Source organism: Limnohabitans sp. JirII-31, from assembly GCF_002778315.1.
Lineage (GTDB): Bacteria > Pseudomonadota > Gammaproteobacteria > Burkholderiales > Burkholderiaceae_C > Limnohabitans.
The window spans coordinates 182,166-200,969 of sequence record NZ_NESA01000002.1; the positions used below are offsets into that span (position 1 = coordinate 182,166).

The following is an 18,804-nucleotide window of genomic DNA, read 5'->3' on the forward strand; positions in this document are numbered from 1 at the left end:
TTTGCGTTCACACCATGTGCTGCCAGCGCACGGGAGAGTTGATGGAGACACTTTGTTTCACAGTGCGGCCCAAAACATCGTCTAAGTGTTTAGGTGCCAAGCCAAAGCCTGGTCGCACACTGCGTACAGCGTCTGCTGTGATCACATCGCCTGCTTGCAAGTCCTTGACGAAATACAGTGAGCGCCGAAACTGCGCATTGGCTTGTTCGCTGGGCTTTCTGCCGTAATCCACACGTCCCAAGGCTTGCCAAGCGGTGCGTGCGCCACGACACAGCTCTGACAATTCTTTGGGTTCGAGCGAAAAGCTGTCATCGGGCCCACCACCTTGGCGGTTGAGTGTGAAGTGTTTTTCGATGATGCAGGCACCCAGGGCCACGCTGGTGATGGCGGTGGTGTTGTCGAGCGTGTGGTCAGACAAACCCGTGACAACGCCAAAGCGATCTTGCATGTCTTGCAGCGTGCGCAAGTTGTAATCTGCCGCTGGGGCAGGGTAGCCACTGACGCAGTGCAGCAGCGCCAACTCTTTGCATCCCCCTGAATAGGCCGCATCCACCGCCTCTTGAATTTCTAAGTCATCGGCCATGCCGGTAGAAATAATCATGGGCTTGCCCGTGCGTGCCACGTAGCGGATGAGTGGCAAATCGATGGCTTCAAAGGACGCTATTTTGTAAGCCGGTGCTCCCAGGCTTTCTAGCAAATCCACGGCTGTGGCATCAAACGGTGAGCTGAAGAGGGTGATGCCAATGTGGCGCGCATGTTCAAACAGGGGGGCGTGCCAGCTCCACGGCATATGGGCTTCTTGGTACAAGTCATACAGGGTACGGCCGTCCCACAAACCACCGGTGATGCGAAAGTCTTCGCTGTCGGCATTGAGCGTGATGGTGTCTGGCGTGTAGGTCTGTAACTTCACCGCATCTGCCCCAGCCGTCTTGGCTGCTTCAATGAGGCGGTAGGCATTGTCGAGGCTGCCATTGTGGTTGGCAGACATTTCTGCAATCACGTACGGGGCAGCGTCTGCGCCAATCCAGCGTCCGTCAATGCGAAGAGGGTGAGGTTGTGACATGACGATCCTAGGTGAGAGATGTTTTTAACCATTCGCTGCGCAACAAACCAAAGCACAGCAGGTCACGGTACTGAGATGCAATGAACACTTGCGCACGCAAGCGCCCCTCCAGTGAAAATCCAAGCCGCTCATGGAACCGAACCGAGGCCGCATTGCCCTCTAGCACCTGTCCACAGAGCTTATGCATTTGCATTTGTTCAAACGCAAATGACAGAGCGCTTTGCCCCAGCGCACGACCAGAACCCTTGGCTGCGTCCGGTGCCAAATAAAACCCCCAATCGACGCTGGCTTGAGGTGCAATGCCCGTGAAATGCACCAGCCCAAAGGGCAGACCTTGGTTTTCCACCAACATGATCTTGCGTTGTGGGTTGTGCAGCGAGCGCTCAAACCACTGACGGTGTTCGTCTAGAGTGATCACATGCTGCGTGAGCATGTGCTGGCGAACATCGGGGTGATTGCGCCAAGCCAAGACCATGTCCAAGTCTGTGGCTTGCATGGGTCTGATGTCGCAAGGGGCGTCGCAAGTGGCGGTCTCATGCATGCAGCATCTCCCTGGCGACGCGTGCCGTGCCTGCGCCATCTGTGATGTGTGAGCAGGCGATGTGCATCGCTTGTCGCGGCGCATCTTGTTGCAACGCGCGCAGTTGTTGGTGCAATGCGTTTTCCCAGCCGTCTTGCAATTCAACCAAGGCAGCGGCATGGCTGGCGTGCAGGGCTTGGGCGCTCAAGCGCTGGTTGGCTGCCAACACCAAGTTGATGGATGGCAAGCCCAGGCAACAGCGCTCCAGGGCCGAGGTGCCTGCGGCACCAATGGCGATGTCGTGTGTGCACATGAGCCGAACAAAGTGGCTGGGGTTGTGGGCCACCTGTGTTGGCCAACGCATGGAGTGAGCCATCTCACTCACTTGTGTCAGCCACGGCGCATGCAGCCCCATGACGACTTGGATGTCGAGTGGTGCATCACTGTCAAATTGATTCAAGGCCGACAGCACCTGACTGGTCACGTTGTTTTTGTCGACACCGCCGAGCGTCAGCAACACTTTGAGCGGTGCGTGTTGGTGGCGAGGCCTGGGTGTGTCCGTGCGAGATTGAGAAATTTCATGTCTGATCAACGCGTAATGAGGACCCGCCAAAACGCGACACCCTGGGGGCGTTAACGACGCGTAGTCATTGGCCAGTCGTCCAGGGTTGGCGTCCAACAACAGGTCGCAGTGGTGCGCGCGGTTGGCCAAATCGTCGATCACCATGAGTTGCGATACGTGTGGCGACAGCGCCATTTCCCAGGCTTGATCGAGTCCGTAATGGTCCACGACCAGCCAATCGACACTGAGGTGCTGGATGGCATCGATCGTCGCGCGTGCATCGTCTTGCCAATTGGGCAGCAGGCTTTCTGCGTTGTGCCTGGCATCGCTGAGTGTGTGATCGAGTGCCCGCACGTCAAAACCTTGGTCTCGCAGGTAGGTATTCAAATGTCCGGCATGGCTCGCGCAGACAAAGCTGCAATCGGCACCTTGGGCACGCAGTGCCTGAGCCAAACTGGCGCAGCGCATCACATGGCCATGGCCTATGGTCAAGGATGCATCGGCTCTGAAGACAATGTGCATGGCCAGCGGCTTATTTCTTTTCCATCAAGAACCACGTGATGTCGTCTTGCGGAAAATTGGGGTCGCGTCGATAGGCAAATCCGTAATCGACCAACTTCATCTGTGGATGACGGTCCATGATGTCGCCTGCAAAATCACGTTTGAACAAACGGTCGCTGTGGCCCCGGTAAGGGATGGCCACCGGCGACGGGTTGTAATACTCGGCCACCAACAAATAGCGCTGGCATGACTGCACCAATTTGTCGTACACCACGGGCAGCACATCGGGGTTGAGGTGAATCAGCACGCCTTTGATGAGGGTCAAATCCCAGGTGCGTGTTGGTTCGAAATTCAACAATGATGTGGGGTAGACATGGTCCGCAGGAATGGTCTTGGCCAGCAAAGCGGCGGCGTTGGGATTGATTTCAATCCCGTGCACATCCAGCTTTGGAAACAGCAGTTGCAGCGCCTTCAAATTCATGCCGATGTTGGCACCAAATTCGATGCAGCTGCCGACATCGCGTGCCTGCTTCAAGGCCTTGACAAAGAAATCTAAATTGGCGGCCAACAAGGCATCGCCTTGGTTGCGGTGGATGTAGTCATCGCCAAATTCACCGGCCCAAAAGTTTTCTTGTTCAGTTTGAAATGTGGAATGTGGCATGGTGTGCGTCTTTGTTCAATGGAAGTTCTTGTGTGTTGCTTTGGCACATGCGTTCTGCTCTGACCCAGTCTTCGGGCGTGTCAATGTCTTGCACGCGGTATCTGGGCAGCAGGTGCGCCATGGCGCGGGAAGAAAAAATGGGTGTCTGGTTCAGCCAGGCCGCAGGTGTGCCCCAATAAAACTGACCCGCATCATGGTAGGCGTGGGGCAAGTCTTGCGAGCGTGTGCCAAAGTGTTCTGGGTCAAACATCTCGACACGATGTTGTGCGTTCAACTGAAAGGCACGCTGGATGGGAAACGCATAACTGGTGGCTGCAAACACGTAATCACAGTCGTTGCTCAACAAGGTGTGCAAGCTCTCTTGCACATCCATGGCGGTGATCATCGGCGCGGTGGCGTAAATGCAGCACACAGCCTGTGGCGTCATGCCCTGTGCGTGTGCCCACGCAACGGCATGGGCCACCACCGGAAGGGTGGGTGTGTGGTGATCGCTCAAATCCGCAGGGCGCATAAACGGCACCTCGGCCCCACAGCTTTGGGCCACAGCCGCAATGTCGGCGTCATCGGTGGAGACGATCACACGCTCAAAGCAAGCGCTGTGCAGCGCCGCTTCGATGGACCACGCGATCATGGGCTTGCCGCAAAACATGCGGATGTTTTTGCGTGGAATGCGCTGGCTGCCACCACGCGCTGGAATGATGGCGATCTTCATGAAGCCAGCGCTTTCGTCAGCACATCGACAACGTGCAGTTGCTGCGCGTCGGTCAGCGAGGCATACATTGGGATGCTGAGTGCTTGTTTGAAATAGATTTCAGCGTTCGGGCAATGGCCGCGCTGGAAACCCATGGCCGCATAAAACGGTTGCAGATAGACCGGGATGTAATGCAAATTCACCAGTACGCCCGCCTCGCGCAAGGTCAGATACACCTGTTGCTGTGTGGGGTGCTGCTCAGAAATTGGCACCTGCACAGGGTACAGGTGGTAGCTGGAATAACTGTCTTGATGTTGCAGTGGGCAAACAAGCGGCAGATGTTGCAGTGTCTCGTTGTACCTTGCTGCAATGGCGTGACGCTTCTGCACAAACGCATCGAGCTGTTGAAGCTGGCTCAAGCCCAACGCGGCTTGCAGTTCTGTCATTCGGTAGTTAAAGCCGAGTTCGAGTTGCTGGTAGTTCCAAATCTCATCGGTCGGGCGCGCTTGCATGTCCAAGGGGTCACTGCTGATGCCGTGGCTGCGTAAGCGCATCATGGCTTTGGCATAAGCGGGGTCGTTGGTCACCGCCATGCCACCTTCGGCGGTGGTGATGATCTTGACCGGATGAAAGCTGAACACCGTGATGTCGCTGTAGCGGCCTGCACCCACAGGCTCGCCTTTGTATTTGGCCCCAATGGCATGCGACGCATCTTCGATGATCTTGAAACCATATTGAACCGACAGCGCGTGGATGGTCGCCATGTCACACGGCTGCCCGCACATGTGCACAGGCACCACCACCTTGGGCAAGCGGCCTTGTTGTTTGGCCAGCAGCAACTTTTTCTCTAACGCGACGGGGCACAGATTGAAGGTCTGCGGGTCGATGTCCACAAAGTCCACCTGGGCACCGCAATACAAGCCGCAGTTGGCCGAGGCCACGAAGGTGGTGGGGCTGGTCCACAACCAGTCCCCGGGGCCGAGCCCCAAGGCCAGACATGCGATGTGCAGCGCAGAGGTGGCGCTGTTGACGGCCACACCATGGCTTGCGTGGCAATAACTTGCCACGGCTTCTTCAAACGCAGGCACCACGGGCCCTTGCGTCAAGAAGTCGGATCGCAAGACATTCACCACCGCATCGATATCGGCTTGTGTGACCGTGTGGCGGCCATAAGGAATGTGATCTTGTGCTGGCATGGGTGCGTGTCAAACATCTGACGGTTGGCTTGGATTCCTTGATTCAAGCAAGTAACAGACCAACTTTTGATTTGGCACGACTCCTGCTTAGTCAGTACATCTTTCAGCACAGGGCGTCGGTTTGTCGACGTAGGCTAATGAACTCATCCATTGATATTTGCGACCAATCCATTCTCATCACAGGCGGCACCGGTTCGTTTGGCAAGTCTTTTGTGAGGTCGGTGTTGGAGCACTGCCCCAAGGTCAAGCGCTTGGTGGTGTTCAGCCGCGATGAACTCAAACAGTTTGAGATGCAGCAAGAGTTCCCAGAGTCCAAATACCCGGCCTTGCGATTCTTCATTGGTGATGTGCGTGATCAAAACCGATTACGCCGAGCCTTAGAGGGCATTGACACCGTCGTGCATGCGGCGGCCTTGAAGCAAGTGCCTGCCGCTGAATACAACCCCTTTGAATTTATCCAAACCAACATCATGGGGGCACAAAACCTCATTGAGGCTTGCTTGGACACACAGGTCAAGCGTGTGGTGGCATTGTCGACAGACAAAGCCGCAGCCCCCATCAATTTGTATGGTGCGACCAAGCTGTGCAGTGACAAACTCTTTATCGCTGCCAACAACTTCAAGGGGGCGCGTGATTTGCGTTTCTCGGTGGTTCGCTATGGCAACGTCATGGGCTCACGTGGTTCGGTGATTCCCTTCTTTTTAGAGAAAGCCAAGACCGGCGTCTTGCCCATCACCGATCCTGAAATGACACGTTTCAACATCTCGCTCGACGAGGGGGTTGAAATGGTGTTTTGGGCCTTGGAGCATGGTTTAGGCGGCGAAATTTTGGTGCCAAAAATTGCGTCATATCGCATTGAAGATGTGGCACAAGCCATTGCCCCTAGCTGCCGTCAAGACATTGTGGGCATTCGACCCGGCGAAAAATTGCACGAAGAAATGATCACACGCAGTGACAGTCCCAACACCTTGGACTTAGGCGATTACTACGCGATCTTGGGTTCTGGTGCGCACAAGCAGCGCGCCCAATACCTTGACAGCAAGGGCGCCAAAGAAATGCCTGTGGGCTTTGCTTACGAGTCTGGCAGCAACGACGACTTCTTGAGCGTCGACCAAATTCGCGGGCTGATTCGCCAACACATCAATCCCGCGTTTGAGCCTGTTTAAACGTTACTCATATAGCCGACCACCCTCTACCCGCCGCTGGCGACTCAGCCATTGGTATTTTTTTCTCACACCTCAGCAGGAGCTTTCCATGACCCTCATTCAAGAACTGATGAATCAATCCGCCGTTGGCGGCTTACTCAACCCCAGCCTGATCAAGCGTTTCAGCCCGGCTGAAATTCGCGAAACCATTCAATCCTTGGTGGCCACTGAACAAATTGAAATGGCCAATGCCTTGAGTGATGCCGGCATGGCACTGTACCCACACAGCGAAGATATTTTGGCCATCACCAGTTTGCTGGCCATGATGAACCAAGACTGGCCCTTGGCTGTGGAGTTGATGGAAGAGCTGACACAAGTGCAGGGCAGCACCACACCTCCCTTCACGTATGTGATGTTTGTGCGCGCGCTGCGTTGCAACCTGGACCCAGCCCGCGCCCTTGAGGTGGTGCGCCAAGGTCTGGCGGCCTATCCCGACCAGCTCGAACTGTTGGCGGAGAAGTTGGCCCTTGATGACTTCAGCGAGTCCATGCAGTCCACCACAGCCTTTCACCACTGAGCGGCAAATGTGTCGATTTCACGGCGGCAAGTGGCAAACCATTGCCAGTGAAGCGACAAAACCTTGCCACTGAATACTTAGATGAACATATTTTTTTACTCTAAAAAGGGAAAACCCTTATTTAGAGAGTCAAAAAAAACTTGGCATGGTATGTGCATCAATGTAGGCAAGTTTGATTGACCAATTCAGGTCAGGAGATTAGAAAAATGGCAGTTATCAATACCAACGTCAAAGCATTGTTTTCGCAAGCGGCGCTCACCACGTCCGGCAGATCGCAAGCGCTTGCAATGCAACAGTTGTCCACCGGCAAGCGCATCAACTCGGCTCGAGATGATGCCGCAGGCATGGCGATTGCGACGCGCATGACGCAGCAAATACGAGGCTTGAACCAAGCTGTTCGTAATTCTGGGGACGCCATCAATCTGATTCAAACAGCCGAAGGCGCGACCAACGAAATCACGGACATGATGCAGCGCATGCGTGAGTTGGCCGTTCAAGCTGTCAACGACACCAATGACAACGCACAGCGCAGTTACTTGGACCTGGAGTTTCAACAACTCAAACAGCAAATCGTGCAAATTTCGGACAACACCGAGTGGAACGGTTTCCCTGTCTTGAATGGTTCAGCCGGTGAGCGTGTGGGTGAAATGCCCGTTTACAAAGTGACTTCAGAAAACCAATTCGGCTCTGTCTTCATCAACCCGACCACCTCACGCACCGTGGCTGGATCGGATTCTGGTGAAAAGCAAACGTTGCAAATTGCGGGTACCTTGCCCACGCTGGTCAGCCCCCAAACATTGACGATCACTGTGGGTGGTGTGGACGTGGTGTTGGATGCCGCCTCTGTGGCAACGGCTGCGACAGTGGCCACCAAAATTCAACAAACGCTGAGCAATGATCCGAAATTCAGCAGCAGTTCGGGGCGCAGTGTCACGGTTGCTGCGGACACCTTGACCATCACGTATGCGCCCACAGACGGCAATGTGGCCGCAACCAGTTTTGACCCCAAAGCCGCTGTCGGTTTGACGGCAACACCCACCACCACACGTGAAGCCATCGCACAGGGCGCAGAAAACTTCAAAGGTAACGGTTCCTTCATCAACAGTGGCGCCCTCAGCATGAGTGTGGATGCCAGCGGCAATGTGACGGCCTCCTTCAAGACGGCGCAAGGCACGACGATTCCGATGCAAGGCATCATGAACAACACGGCAGTGACGGAAAGCTCTGCTGTGACCTTCAATGCGATGACCGCAGGACAAACCATCACCTTGGGTGGGTTGACTTATACGGCGGGTGCCGCAGGTGCCACGGCCGCAGAGGTGGCCACCGACTTTGCCAGCCGAGTCAACGGTTATGCCGCAGGCACTGCGCCAGCCCCTGTGAAAGGTACTTTCACTGGCGCATTGAGTGGCTTTGCCTCAGGTGCCGCCACCGGCGCCGTGGTGACCTTCACCAGCGCCTCCACTGGGACCAACGTCACCAATTTGGCCATCAGCGGTTCGGGTGCTTTGCCTTCCGTGGTGGTGACCGATGGTGCACCTGCAGGTTCGATCACGTTCATCAAGAGCACGGGCACGAACTCCCAGGTGCTAACGGATGACTTGGTGTATTCATTCCAAAAATCAGATGGCACCAGTGCCACCCTGACAGGTCGCGCATTCAGCTACAACGTGGCGGTTGAAGGCAGCATCCCCGCATTGCGTGCCGGTGATTTGAAAATCAATGGCATTGACATTGGGGCTTCTTACGCCACCGACGACAAGGTGTCTCCCTTGGCCAATGCCGCAGGCAGTGCAATTGCCAAAGCTGCAGCGATCAACCGCTTGGCGGTTGCCACCGGCGTGACGCAAGGCGAAACACAAATGCTGACGTTCGCTGGTACACCCACGCCAGGCAACATCACCGTGGGCGGTGTGAGCGTGACCTTGACCGCCTTGGACACCACCTCTGCCGCAGCAACGGCCAAAATTGCAGCGGCTTTGCAAGCCAGCCCTTTGTTTGCACAAGGCACAGGTCGCGTGGTGAACTATTCGCCCGGTAACTCAAACCTGTCCATCACCTACGCGCCCAGCGAAGGCAATATGCCCGACACGGTCATCCAAACCGGCCCCACCGGTTTGACCGGCCTGGTCGACACCACGGCTGAGAATTTCATTGCCTCAGCTGGCACGGGTGTGTTTGCGAAGGTCAATGAGAACGTCATGTCAGGCCGCGCCATGTCAGGCACGTCGGTGGTCAAAGGCACGGTGTTCATCAACGGATACGCCAGCGCCGACATCACCACCGTGCTGAACAATTCGCGTGAAACACGTGCCAATGTGGTTCGTGCCATCAACTTGATCAGCGATAAAACGGGTGTCAAAGCGATTGACACAGGTTCAGATGCCAAAGGCATCACCTTGAGCGCCGCCGATGGTCGCAACATTGAGGTGAGCTTTGACACATCGGCCAACGCCGACGACTTTGGTGCGCGCATTGGTGTGCGCCAGGGCGTGCAAGCCAGCACCATTTCTTTGGAATCGAAAATCCCAGCGCCTGTGGTGCTGACCTCCGACACCCTGGGGGACATCACCCGTGCAGGTTTGGTCGCGGGCAACTTCAGCAAAAACGAGGCAGTGACCAACACCAGCCCACGTCCTATCGTGGGCCCAAGTGTGGCTCAGGTAGAGAGCGTGACCTACTCGGGCACCGTGCCCACAGCAGGTGACACCTTTGCGTTGACCGTCAATGGCACCACCTTCACCTACACCGCTGTGGCAGGCTCTTTGACCGCACAAGCTGTGCGAGATGGTTTGGTCTCATTGGTCAACGCGAACACCACAGTGCCTGTGACCGCGATGGCGGGTCGTAACGCTGGCGAAATTTTGTTGACGTCAGACAGTCCAGGCACAGCTTTCACACTGACCAATTCAAAAAGCAACACCACCACCACCGTCAACGCCACCACAGTGCAGGCCAATGCCAAAGCCAACTTCAAGCCTTTGGGCATGGACGATTTGGTGATCAATGGCGTCAAAATTCCGCCTTCCACCAACGCGGGCGACACCGACTCCAACACCGTGGCCTCTAGCAGCGACCCCGCTTCAAGCGCGATCGCGATTGCAGCCGCCATCAACTCACAAACCGCCATCACAGGTGTGGTGGCCAAAGCCAACGGGGCGGAAGTCAAAGGCATCAACACCGACACCAGCCTGCCAATTTTGGCCTCGCCAACACTCCAGTCCTTGTTCATCAACGGCACAGAAGTGAAAGTGCAGTTTGTGCAAGACGAGCCCAAGCTGGATCGCTTGAACAAAGTGGCCGACGCCATCAACATGCGCGCTGGCGAACACGGCGTCACCGCGGTGGTCAACGGCGACGGCATCAGCCTCAAGTCGGATGGACGAAACATGTCTGTCTGGTTCGACTCGAACGTGAAAGATTTGTCTGCTGCCAACTTTGGTTTAGACCAAGGCGGCGCGGTGGCCCAGTCGTCACAAATCAGTTTTTCAGGCGCGACATTTGCCGCCACAGACACCGCATCGGTCACCATCAACGGCGTCAAGGTCACGTCGGCAGCTTCAGGCGCCGCAACGGCGGTTGCTTTGGCGGGTGCTTTGGAAACCTCTATCCGAGCAGCCATCACGTCGGGTGCCATCAAAAACGTCAGCGTGACGAACACCGCCGGTGTGTTGTCGATCACGTCGACCGTGCCTGGATCTGCGTTTGACATCGCAGGGGCTGCCACCAACAGTGCGACGACCAACTTGGCCATCAACGAAGTCACGGCCAACAGCTTTGGCAACAACCAAATCACCGGCGTGTTCAATGCGACCGCCAGCAGCAGCACCGCACGCACTGTGTATGGCACCGTGCGCATGGTGGCACAACCGCCACAGTTGCCGGGCTTGCCCAAACCCATCGGCGCACCGCCTTCGTCTGCGGACCAACTGTTGCAAGCCAATGCCAAGCCGTTCACGGTCAGCACCGGTGACGATGGTTTCGGCAACAACAGCAATTTCTCTGCGCTGGGTTTCAACGAGGGCAGCTACGGTGGCCGATCCAGCTCAGAGATGGACCCGCCACGGGTGGGTCGTTTGGCTTTTCAAGTTGGATCGAGTTCCAACCAGACGGTCACCATTGACCTGGCTGACTTTGGCAAGAACGGTCCGATCACGGGTGAAATCACCGGCGACGTGGACCAAAACATCGACCAACGCACCGTGCGCATCAACACACGTGAGGGGGCGACCGATGTCTTGACCAAGCTCGACTCGGCCATGGACAAGATCAACGCCACCCGTGCCACCATGGGTGCGGTGATGAACCGCTTGGACCATGTCATCAACAACTTGACCAACGTGTCCATGAACTTGTCGACATCACGCAGTGGCATTGAAGACGCTGACTACGCGTCTTCAAGCACCGAGCTGGCCAAGACGCAAATCATGCAACAGGCTGCCACGGCGGTGTTGGCTCAGGCCAACACCAGCCAGCAGACTGTGCTCAAGCTCTTGGGTGGTTGATGAGCAAGGGGCCTAACTGCTGGGCGTGTCGTCACCTCACCATCACGTGGGACGTGCGCCAGCCGTATGGCTGCAAGTTCATGGGTTTCAAATCCAAAGCGATTCCCTCGCTGGAGGTGCTGCGCAACGATGGGCGCTTTTGCGGCGCGTTTTCAGCCAAGCCTGCGCCTGACCCTGACAGCCGATCCAACGCGCCATCGACGGCGTCTGTCGGCAACCCGTCGAAGCGTCAAGATTCTGACTTTCAGAACCGATATATCCCGATCAATCTAATCACTTAGGTTTCATTTATCGCTGGCACGTCCTTTGCATAACAGTCTTACCTTTATTTCGGACTGTTCAAAGTGAATGCTTCTTCTGTCAACGTCATTCATGCCGTGTGGTTGGACCCCTTCAGTCCCATCGACGCGACGGATCGCGCCCAGCTGAGTACCGCCGGTATCAGTCTGGAAACCGTTTCTACCTTGGGTGACCTCACGCTGGCTTTGCGCCGCGCGCATGTGCTGGTCATTCGCCTGGGCGACAGCGCGGAGCTGCTGCAAGAAGTGCAGACCTTGGTGGCTCAGTTGGGCCACACCGTGCCGGTGCTGTGCCGCGTGGACCGCCGTCGCATGGAAGTCGCCGTCGACGCCATGCGCCTGGGTGCTTTGCACGTGTTGTCCGCCGATGAATGGGCACCTGCTGCCTGGCAACAAGCCGTCAAAGGTTTGAACGCGCCCGAACTCAAAACCAAGAGCTATGTGTTTGTCGACCCCACCAGCCAACACCTGTTGGCTTTGGCGCAACGCGTGGCGCAAACCGAAGTCACGGCCTTGTTGGTCGGCCCCACGGGCGCTGGCAAAGAAGTGTTGGCCCGTGTGTTGCATGAGTCGTCTCCGCGTGCCAGAGGCCCCTTTGTGGCCCTCAACTGCGCGGCTTTGCCCGAGCACTTGATCGAAGACATGTTGTTTGGCCACGAGAAGGGCGCTTTCACTGGCGCTTTGAAAGAACACAAAGGCTTGTTTGAACAAGCCCACGGCGGCACCATCTTTTTGGATGAAATTGGCGAAATGCCCATGCAGTTGCAAGCCAAGTTGCTGCGTGTGTTGCAAGAGAAAAAACTCAACCGTTTGGGTGGCGAAGCTGTCATCGACTTGGATGTGCGCGTCATTGCAGCCACCAACAAAGACTTGAAACTGGCCATTGAGCAACGCGAATTCCGCGAAGACCTGTATTTCCGCATCAGCACTTTCCGCTTGCGCATTCAACCCTTGAAGGAACGACAAGGCGACATCATGCCCTTGGTCATGCAGTCTCTGGCGCGCCACGGCAAGAGTGGCTTGCCTTTCACCGTGACTGCCGAAGCCCAAGCGCTGCTGCAGAGCTATCCCTGGCCTGGCAACGTGCGTGAACTCGAAAACGTGGTGCAACGCGCGGTGGTGTTGTGTACCGGACGCACCGTCAGCCCTGCACATTTGATGTTTGATGACGCCATGACGGACCGCCAAGTGTCGATGTCAGACTTTGAGGTGACCGCACCCCAAGTGGCGGTGAGTCGTGAGATGACGGGTGATTTTTCTCCCATCGCGGTTCGCCCTGTGGATGAACCTCTGAGGCCCATCAATTTGGAACACGCGGTGAAAACCAGCGAACACCAAGTGATCATGGCTGCGATTCAAAGCACCGACAGCCGCATGGAAGCCGCTGCCAAGCTGGGCATCAGCCCCCGCACCCTGCGCTACAAACTCGCGCAATTGCGTGACCGTGGCATGCATGAAGGAGTCTCCGCATGATTGATCGCATCTCCAATGCCAACATCCAGTCGATGATGGAAACACTGCGTGCTTACCAGGCGCAGTCCACCAACAACACCTCGGCCACGCCCGAGACGGCCACCACCAAGGTGGGACAGCCCACATTTTTTGACTCGGTCAAAAACGCACTCGACAAAGTCAACCAAGCTGACGTCAAGGCCGATGCGATGGCCGAAGCCTACGACCGTGGCGAAGAGGTGCCCCTCACCGAAGTGGTGTTGAGCATGCAGAAATCGTCGCTGGCTTTTGAAGCCACCTTGCAAGTACGCAACAAAGTGATGAAAGCGTACGAAGAAATCATGAACATGCCGGTGTGATGCTGAACTGAGAGACTGATATGGCCACAGATACCTTGAATATGAACGCGATGGGCTTGCCCTCAGCCCCCAACGCAGACAACGCTGCCGCCGGCAAAGCGGGCAACTCGCCTGTCACCACCAACAACCGCATGCCTGCTTGGTTGAACCAAAAAGAAGGCCCGGGTGCCATGGTGGTGGACATCTTGCGTCAGCCCACGGTGCGCAAAACACTGCCTTTCATTGTGGTGTTCATGCTGCTGGTGTCGGTGGCGGTGTTTTTCACCTCGCTCAAGCCCACGCCCTACCGTCCCTTGGTGTTGATGCTCAACGACGCAGACAAGCAATTGGCCATCGAAGCGCTGAAGGCCGGTGAATTCAAACCCGAAGTGGATGCCAACACCGGCCAATTGACGGTGCCCACGGCGCGCTACCAAGAGGCCCGCATGTTGCTGGCCTCCAAAGGTTTGCCACGCACCGAAACCACGGGCATGGACAACCTCAAAGACATGCCCGCCATGACCACCAGCCAGTTCATGGAGCAGGTGCGCTACAACAACGCGATGGAGCAAGAGCTGGCACGCAGCATTGTGCAAATCGGTGGCATCAAGGCTGCCCGCGTGCATTTGGCCGCGCCCAAGCAAAGCGTGTTTGTGCGTGACCGCGCGCCGACCAAGGCATCGGTGATCATCACCCGTGCGCCAGGGCGCACGGTGTCGTCGGCCAACGTGCAAGCCATCATCCAATTGGTGGCGTCGAGCGTGCCTTACCTTGCGCCTGAAAACGTGTCGGTGGTGGACAACTTTGGCAGCTTGATGAATGAAATGTTGGTCGAGCAGCCATTGGGCTTGACCTCCGCCCAGCTGATGCAAAAGCAACAGATGGAAGACCTGTACCGCACACGTTTGATCCAGTTGTTGGCGCCTATCGTGGGCGAGTCCAACGTGAGCGCACAGATCAGCATGTCGCTCGACTTCACTCAAACCGAAGTGACGGTGGAAGACTTTGATGGCCAGGACAAAGGCCCCAAGACCCGTTCAGAATTGTTTGTGGAAGACCGCAACACCTTCCGTGATGCGATTGGCATTCCCGGCTCATTGTCGAACACGCCACCGAGCCCCACCAACCCGCAAGCCACCACCCAAACCAACGCCGACCCTACCAAGGGCGTGAGCGAAAAAGGCGTGCAAGTGACAGCACGCAGCACCAAAAATTACGAATTGGACCGCTCGGTGCGTCACACCAAAAACGCCATGGGCAACATCTCCAAAATTGGTGTGGGTGTGCTGATCAACGAGCGCCCGATTCCTGCGGGCATGAAGGTGGAAAAACCCGCCGATGGCTCACCTGCGCCGACCTCTATTCCTTACACCCCCGAAGAGCTGGAGCGTTTGAACCAATTGGTCAAAGGTGCGGTGGGCTTCAACGAAGCGCGTGGTGACATGGTCACCGTGGTGGCTACCAAGTTTGAGCCGGTGGTCGACCCGACCGTTGTGCCTTGGTATCTGGACGAGAACTACCAGGTGCTGGTCAATGCGGGTGTGATTGGTGGCCTGTTCTTGCTGTTGTTGTTGACCGTGATTCGTCCGATGGTGCGTCGCATGGTGCGCCCCGAGATTGATCCCGCCGCCATTGCTGCCGCGGCTGCTGAAGCGGCCAATGCGGAGGCGCGATTGGCCATTGAAGTGGCCACGGCAGAGTCTGCGGCCGCACAGGCTACGGCCAAAGCGGCCAAAGAAGCCCACGAAGCCGAAATGGCCCGCATGGCCGAAGAAGCCGCCAAAGCCGCCGCCGAGGCCGCACGTGTGGCCGAAGAAGCCCGTCTGGCCGCCGAGGCCAAGGCTGTCGCCGAAGCCGCTGCCCGCGATGCCATGGCCGCCGAGCTGGCCGAGCGCAACGCACAACATGCCGCAGGCGTGCAGCAGGCCGCCGATGACGCTGCCTCTGACATTGAAATTGAAGAAGGTGAAACGCTGGAAGAGGTCAAAGCCCGCATGGCGAGCTTGAAGCCCAAGAAACAGTCGATCTCGGCTGACTTGCTCAACACCGCCAATTCGTATGATGACAAAGTGGCGTTGATTCGCATGATCGTGGCCGAAGATTCCACCCGCGTGGCCGGTGTGCTCAAGGGCTTGATCAGCCCATCCGCCTAACCCGCGCCGAACGACAGAGATTGAGGACTAGACCATGGCTGATAACGACAATGGCATTGTGATGACCGAGGCGCTGCGCACCGAACTGGCAGCCATCACCTCCACACAACGTGCCGCAGTGCTGATGCTGCTCTTGGGTGAAGACCAAGCCGCAGACATCATCAAATTTTTGAACCCCAAAGAGGTACAAGCCTTGGGCGCGGCCATGGTGTCTGTGGCCGACTTTTCGCAAGAAGCCGTCAACGTGGTGTTGGACGAATTTGTCGAACATCTGAAGAAACAATCTACCCTGAGCATGGGCAACACCGACTATGTGGAAAAGGTGATGCGTCGTGCCTTGGGCGACGACAAAGCTGCTTCTGTGTTGGGCCGCATCATGCCGGGTCAAGGCACCAAGGGCCTGGATATCCTGACCTGGATGGACGCGCGCGGTATTGCCGACATGATCAAGTCCGAGCATCCCCAAGTGGTGGCCATCATCATGTCCTTGCTCGAACCTGAAGTGGCGGCTGACGTGATGATTTATCTGGACCCTTCGATCCGCCCTGAGGTGATTCAACGCATTGCCAGCTTGGACACTGTGCAGCCCTCGGCTATGGCCGAGTTGGAAGCGATCATGAAGCAGCAGTTCTCCAAGAGTGCGTCGGCTCAGTCGTCGAGCTTTGGGGGCGTGCAAGCGGCCGCCAAGATCATGAACTTGACCAAGACCGAGTTGGAGTCAAGCATCATGAACGGCTTGAACGAAATTGATCCTGACATCATGCTCAAGATCCAAGACAACATGTTCACCTTCGAAAACCTCACCAGCGTGGACAACAAAGGCATTCAGGTGCTCATGCGTGCGGTGGAGCCAGACTTGTTGATGATGGCCCTCAAAGGTGCCAGCCCAGCCTGCCAAGACCGTTTCTACGACAACATGTCCGAACGTGCCCGTGGCATGTTCCGCGACGACATGGAAGCCAAGGGCCCGCAACGCATGTCCGACGTGGAAGCGGCGCAAAAGAACATCATGCGCATGGCGCGCAAGCTGTCCGATTCGGGCGAACTGATCCTCGGGGGCGCGGACTTTGTTTAACCAACCGCGTCCTTTGCGGCCGGCCAAGCCTTGGCAGTCCACCAGCTATTTGCGGTCTACCCGCGAAGAGCAGCCGTTCAGTGCAGCACGGTGGACTGACGCTGAGCCGCAAGCATTTGCCGACACGGGCATGCCGCCACGCCGCACCGATTTTGCGGTGGACAGCTACGAGCCGATGACGGAGCCACTCTCCGCACAGGCCAAGAAGGCCCTGGCCTTGCTCGATGCCGAGCACAGCCATGAGGCCTTTGCACAAGAAAAAAATGCCTCTGAAGATGGCTCCTCCACCAACGCGCATTTGCCGTTTGTGCTGGATGTCTACACAAGTCGTTCCGACAAGACGAGACACGTGGCCAAGCCACAGCCTGTGGTGGCCCCCTTTGTGGCTGACGATCTGTCGCCACACACTGCGGTCAACCTGGCCGAGGTGGTGCCTGCTGAGACAGCTGAAACCGTTGACGAACCTGCACCAGACACCGACCAAGAAGACCATGCCATGGCTGAGTCCCAGGCAACGCCTGTGCTTGAACTGGATGGCGAGCCTGCGGATGCCCCGTCAGAGATCGCCACAGAAGCAGTGACAGACATTCAAGAGCAAGTGGCGACACAAGCTGCCGCAGACGTGGTGGCACAAGGCGAGTCCACAGCGCTTGAACTGCCAACACAAGATGAGCCCACCCACGAGGTTGAGGCAGATGTGCAGACTGAGCTCGCAGAGCCTGAGGCTGCGCCGGTTGAGCCCGAGCCTGAACCGGAACCGGAACCGGTTCAACCTGGCATTGCCCCTGAAGAAGTGGCGCAACGCGAAGCCGACCACTTTGCCCAAGGCATGAAACAAGGGTTGGCCCAGGGCATGGCGCTGGGGGAACAACAAGCCCGTCAGGCCATGGCCGACGATGTGGCCGCCCAATGCGCACTGTTGGCGCAGGTGACACAAGGCTTGCAAACCTTGATGGCCGATTCGACACAATTTTTTGAACCTCTCAAACGACTGAGCCTGCACCTGGCCGAGCAGTTGGTATTGGGCGAGTTGCGCATGTCCAGCGCAGCCATTGAGCGCTTGGTGCAGCACTGTCTGGATGAAGTCAGCCACCCGCTGCAAGAGGGTGTGGTGGTGGAACTCAACCCCGACGACAAGAAAAGTCTGCAAGCCCAAGGTGGCGAATTTTTGCAAGGCCTGCGCCTTGAAGCCAGCCCCGAGCTCCAACCCGGCAGCGTGCGTGTGTTTGCCAATGACATGGTGGTGGAAGACTTGATCGAACACCGCTTGCAAGCCTTGGCAAAGAACCTGCTGCTGGATGTGCCGAGCTGGGAAAAACAATCGGCCCTGGTCCCACCAGCGCCTTCGACAGACCATACGGAGCACGACGATGATCTTGCCTGACGTCCTCAACACCATGCTGATGGGTTTGATTTTCATGGTGATCTTGGTCACTGTGGTTCGCCCGTTGCTGCTCAACGTGGTCGGCAATCCGGTCTTCAGCGATGCCGAGCAACAACAAATGCTCGATGTCGTGCATCAAGAATTGGCGCGTGTGGCGTATGAGGAAGAGACCAAACGTGCTCACCAAATTCGCTACCAACAACTGTTGATCGAATTGCCACCTCGCTTGCAGCCCAAGCCTGTGGTGCAAGCCGAGCCAGAACCCGAAGAGCCCGCCGACCCAGCAGCAGACAGCAGCGTGGTCGATGCCACGGAACAGGGCGATGGGACGACAGAGGCTGTCGCAGACAGCGTGCCTGCCGTTGACGCCCATGGTCAGCCAGTGGCCAGCGATGCAGCGCAAACCGACGCGGCGCAGGCTGGCCGTGCCGACGCAGCAGCGCCCGAAGAGGCGCTGGCCGAAGGTGAAATTGAAATTCGCGAAGGTGAAACCTTGGCCGAAATCAAAGAGCGCATGAAGCGCGAACAAAAGAATGCCAAGAAGCCGGTGATTCCGCCCGAACTGCTCAACAATGCCAAGAGCTACGAAGACAAAGTGGGTGTGGTGCGCATGGTGGTGCACCAAGACCAAAGCCGTGTGGCGGCTGTCATTCGCGGCATGATTGAAACCAAATAAATTCGT

15 protein-coding genes are annotated in these 18,804 nt (G+C 56.9%); 9 read left to right on the forward strand and 6 right to left on the reverse strand.

From position 1 onward, the window contains the following. Window positions 1–7: 7 nt before the first annotated feature. The 6 genes from pseI to pseC are packed head-to-tail and all read right to left on the reverse strand — an operon-like array spanning window position 8 to window position 5,194. Entirely contained in the window at window positions 8–1,063 is a 1,056-nt protein-coding gene (gene pseI / locus B9Z41_RS04385; RefSeq protein WP_100145457.1) for a pseudaminic acid synthase, read from the reverse strand. Window positions 1,064–1,070: 7 nt separating this feature from the next. Then, on the reverse strand, window positions 1,071–1,559 hold the full coding sequence (gene pseH / locus B9Z41_RS04390) for a UDP-4-amino-4,6-dideoxy-N-acetyl-beta-L-altrosamine N-acetyltransferase (RefSeq protein ID WP_100145459.1): 489 nt from the start codon (window positions 1,557–1,559) through the stop codon (window positions 1,071–1,073). Between the two features lie 37 nt (window positions 1,560–1,596). Next, complete coding sequence (pseG, locus tag B9Z41_RS04395) at window positions 1,597–2,667, reverse strand: UDP-2,4-diacetamido-2,4,6-trideoxy-beta-L-altropyranose hydrolase (protein ID WP_100145461.1); 1,071 nt, start codon at window positions 2,665–2,667, stop codon at window positions 1,597–1,599. Window positions 2,668–2,677: 10 nt separating this feature from the next. Then, the gene (locus B9Z41_RS04400; protein ID WP_100145464.1) at window positions 2,678–3,307 is read right to left on the reverse strand and encodes a pseudaminic acid biosynthesis-associated methylase; all 630 of its coding nucleotides are present in this window, start codon (window positions 3,305–3,307) and stop codon (window positions 2,678–2,680) included. Next, on the reverse strand, window positions 3,282–4,019 hold the full coding sequence (gene pseF, locus B9Z41_RS04405) for a pseudaminic acid cytidylyltransferase (RefSeq protein ID WP_100145466.1): 738 nt from the start codon (window positions 4,017–4,019) through the stop codon (window positions 3,282–3,284). The genes B9Z41_RS04400 and pseF overlap by 26 nt, the downstream gene beginning before the upstream one ends. Continuing rightward, on the reverse strand, window positions 4,016–5,194 hold the full coding sequence (gene pseC / locus B9Z41_RS04410; RefSeq protein WP_100145468.1) for a UDP-4-amino-4,6-dideoxy-N-acetyl-beta-L-altrosamine transaminase: 1,179 nt from the start codon (window positions 5,192–5,194) through the stop codon (window positions 4,016–4,018). Before pseC ends, pseF begins: the two co-directional genes overlap by 4 nt. 137 nt (window positions 5,195–5,331) lie before the next feature. On the opposite strand from pseC, the gene pseB reads away from it, so the two are divergent. The 9 genes from pseB (at window position 5,332) to B9Z41_RS04460 (ending at window position 18,798) form a co-directional block, all read left to right on the forward strand. Continuing rightward, window positions 5,332–6,360 (forward strand): UDP-N-acetylglucosamine 4,6-dehydratase (inverting), encoded by a 1,029-nt coding sequence (gene pseB / locus B9Z41_RS04415; RefSeq protein ID WP_100145469.1) that lies wholly within the window; start codon window positions 5,332–5,334, stop codon window positions 6,358–6,360. 88 nt (window positions 6,361–6,448) lie between these two features. Continuing rightward, window positions 6,449–6,916 (forward strand): hypothetical protein, encoded by a 468-nt coding sequence (locus tag B9Z41_RS04420; protein WP_100145471.1) that lies wholly within the window; start codon window positions 6,449–6,451, stop codon window positions 6,914–6,916. A gap of 206 nt (window positions 6,917–7,122) precedes the next feature. Continuing rightward, on the forward strand, window positions 7,123–11,421 hold the full coding sequence (locus B9Z41_RS04425) for a flagellin (RefSeq protein ID WP_100145473.1): 4,299 nt from the start codon (window positions 7,123–7,125) through the stop codon (window positions 11,419–11,421). A 344-nt stretch (window positions 11,422–11,765) separates the two neighbouring features. Beyond that, window positions 11,766–13,193, forward strand: coding sequence for a sigma-54-dependent Fis family transcriptional regulator (locus B9Z41_RS04435; protein ID WP_233202510.1), 1,428 nt, complete (start codon window positions 11,766–11,768; stop codon window positions 13,191–13,193). Next, entirely contained in the window at window positions 13,190–13,531 is a 342-nt protein-coding gene (gene fliE, locus B9Z41_RS04440; RefSeq protein ID WP_100145475.1) for a flagellar hook-basal body complex protein FliE, read from the forward strand. Before B9Z41_RS04435 ends, fliE begins: the two co-directional genes overlap by 4 nt. Before the next feature lie 20 nt (window positions 13,532–13,551). After that, entirely contained in the window at window positions 13,552–15,663 is a 2,112-nt protein-coding gene (gene fliF / locus B9Z41_RS04445; protein WP_100145477.1) for a flagellar basal-body MS-ring/collar protein FliF, read from the forward strand. A 34-nt stretch (window positions 15,664–15,697) separates the two neighbouring features. After that, entirely contained in the window at window positions 15,698–16,738 is a 1,041-nt protein-coding gene (fliG, locus tag B9Z41_RS04450) for a flagellar motor switch protein FliG (protein WP_199172932.1), read from the forward strand. After that, window positions 16,731–18,122, forward strand: coding sequence for a FliH/SctL family protein (locus B9Z41_RS04455; protein ID WP_143474148.1), 1,392 nt, complete (start codon window positions 16,731–16,733; stop codon window positions 18,120–18,122). The genes fliG and B9Z41_RS04455 overlap by 8 nt, the downstream gene beginning before the upstream one ends. Continuing rightward, window positions 18,109–18,798: a hypothetical protein gene (locus B9Z41_RS04460; RefSeq protein ID WP_100145481.1), complete on the forward strand. Its 690-nt coding sequence runs from the start codon at window positions 18,109–18,111 to the stop codon at window positions 18,796–18,798. The genes B9Z41_RS04455 and B9Z41_RS04460 overlap by 14 nt, the downstream gene beginning before the upstream one ends. Window positions 18,799–18,804: the final 6 nt, after the last annotated feature.

Excerpts from the sequence above, each read along its gene's own strand:
- B9Z41_RS04425 (WP_100145473.1), top strand. The coding sequence starts at position 7,123 with ATGGCAGTTATCAATACCAACGTCAAAGCATTGTTTTCGCAAGCGGCG.
- B9Z41_RS04460 (WP_100145481.1), top strand. The coding sequence starts at position 18,109 with ATGATCTTGCCTGACGTCCTCAACACCATGCTGATGGGTTTGATTTTC.
- fliF (WP_100145477.1), top strand. The coding sequence starts at position 13,552 with ATGGCCACAGATACCTTGAATATGAACGCGATGGGCTTGCCCTCAGCC.
- pseF (WP_100145466.1), bottom strand. The coding sequence starts at position 4,019 with ATGAAGATCGCCATCATTCCAGCGCGTGGTGGCAGCCAGCGCATTCCA.
- fliE (WP_100145475.1), top strand. The coding sequence starts at position 13,190 with ATGATTGATCGCATCTCCAATGCCAACATCCAGTCGATGATGGAAACA.
- pseB (WP_100145469.1), top strand. The coding sequence starts at position 5,332 with ATGAACTCATCCATTGATATTTGCGACCAATCCATTCTCATCACAGGC.
- pseI (WP_100145457.1), bottom strand. The coding sequence starts at position 1,063 with ATGTCACAACCTCACCCTCTTCGCATTGACGGACGCTGGATTGGCGCA.
- B9Z41_RS04420 (WP_100145471.1), top strand. The coding sequence starts at position 6,449 with ATGACCCTCATTCAAGAACTGATGAATCAATCCGCCGTTGGCGGCTTA.
- pseH (WP_100145459.1), bottom strand. The coding sequence starts at position 1,559 with ATGCAAGCCACAGACTTGGACATGGTCTTGGCTTGGCGCAATCACCCC.
- B9Z41_RS04400 (WP_100145464.1), bottom strand. The coding sequence starts at position 3,307 with ATGCCACATTCCACATTTCAAACTGAACAAGAAAACTTTTGGGCCGGT.
- pseG (WP_100145461.1), bottom strand. The coding sequence starts at position 2,667 with ATGCACATTGTCTTCAGAGCCGATGCATCCTTGACCATAGGCCATGGC.
- fliG (WP_199172932.1), top strand. The coding sequence starts at position 15,698 with ATGGCTGATAACGACAATGGCATTGTGATGACCGAGGCGCTGCGCACC.
- pseC (WP_100145468.1), bottom strand. The coding sequence starts at position 5,194 with ATGCCAGCACAAGATCACATTCCTTATGGCCGCCACACGGTCACACAA.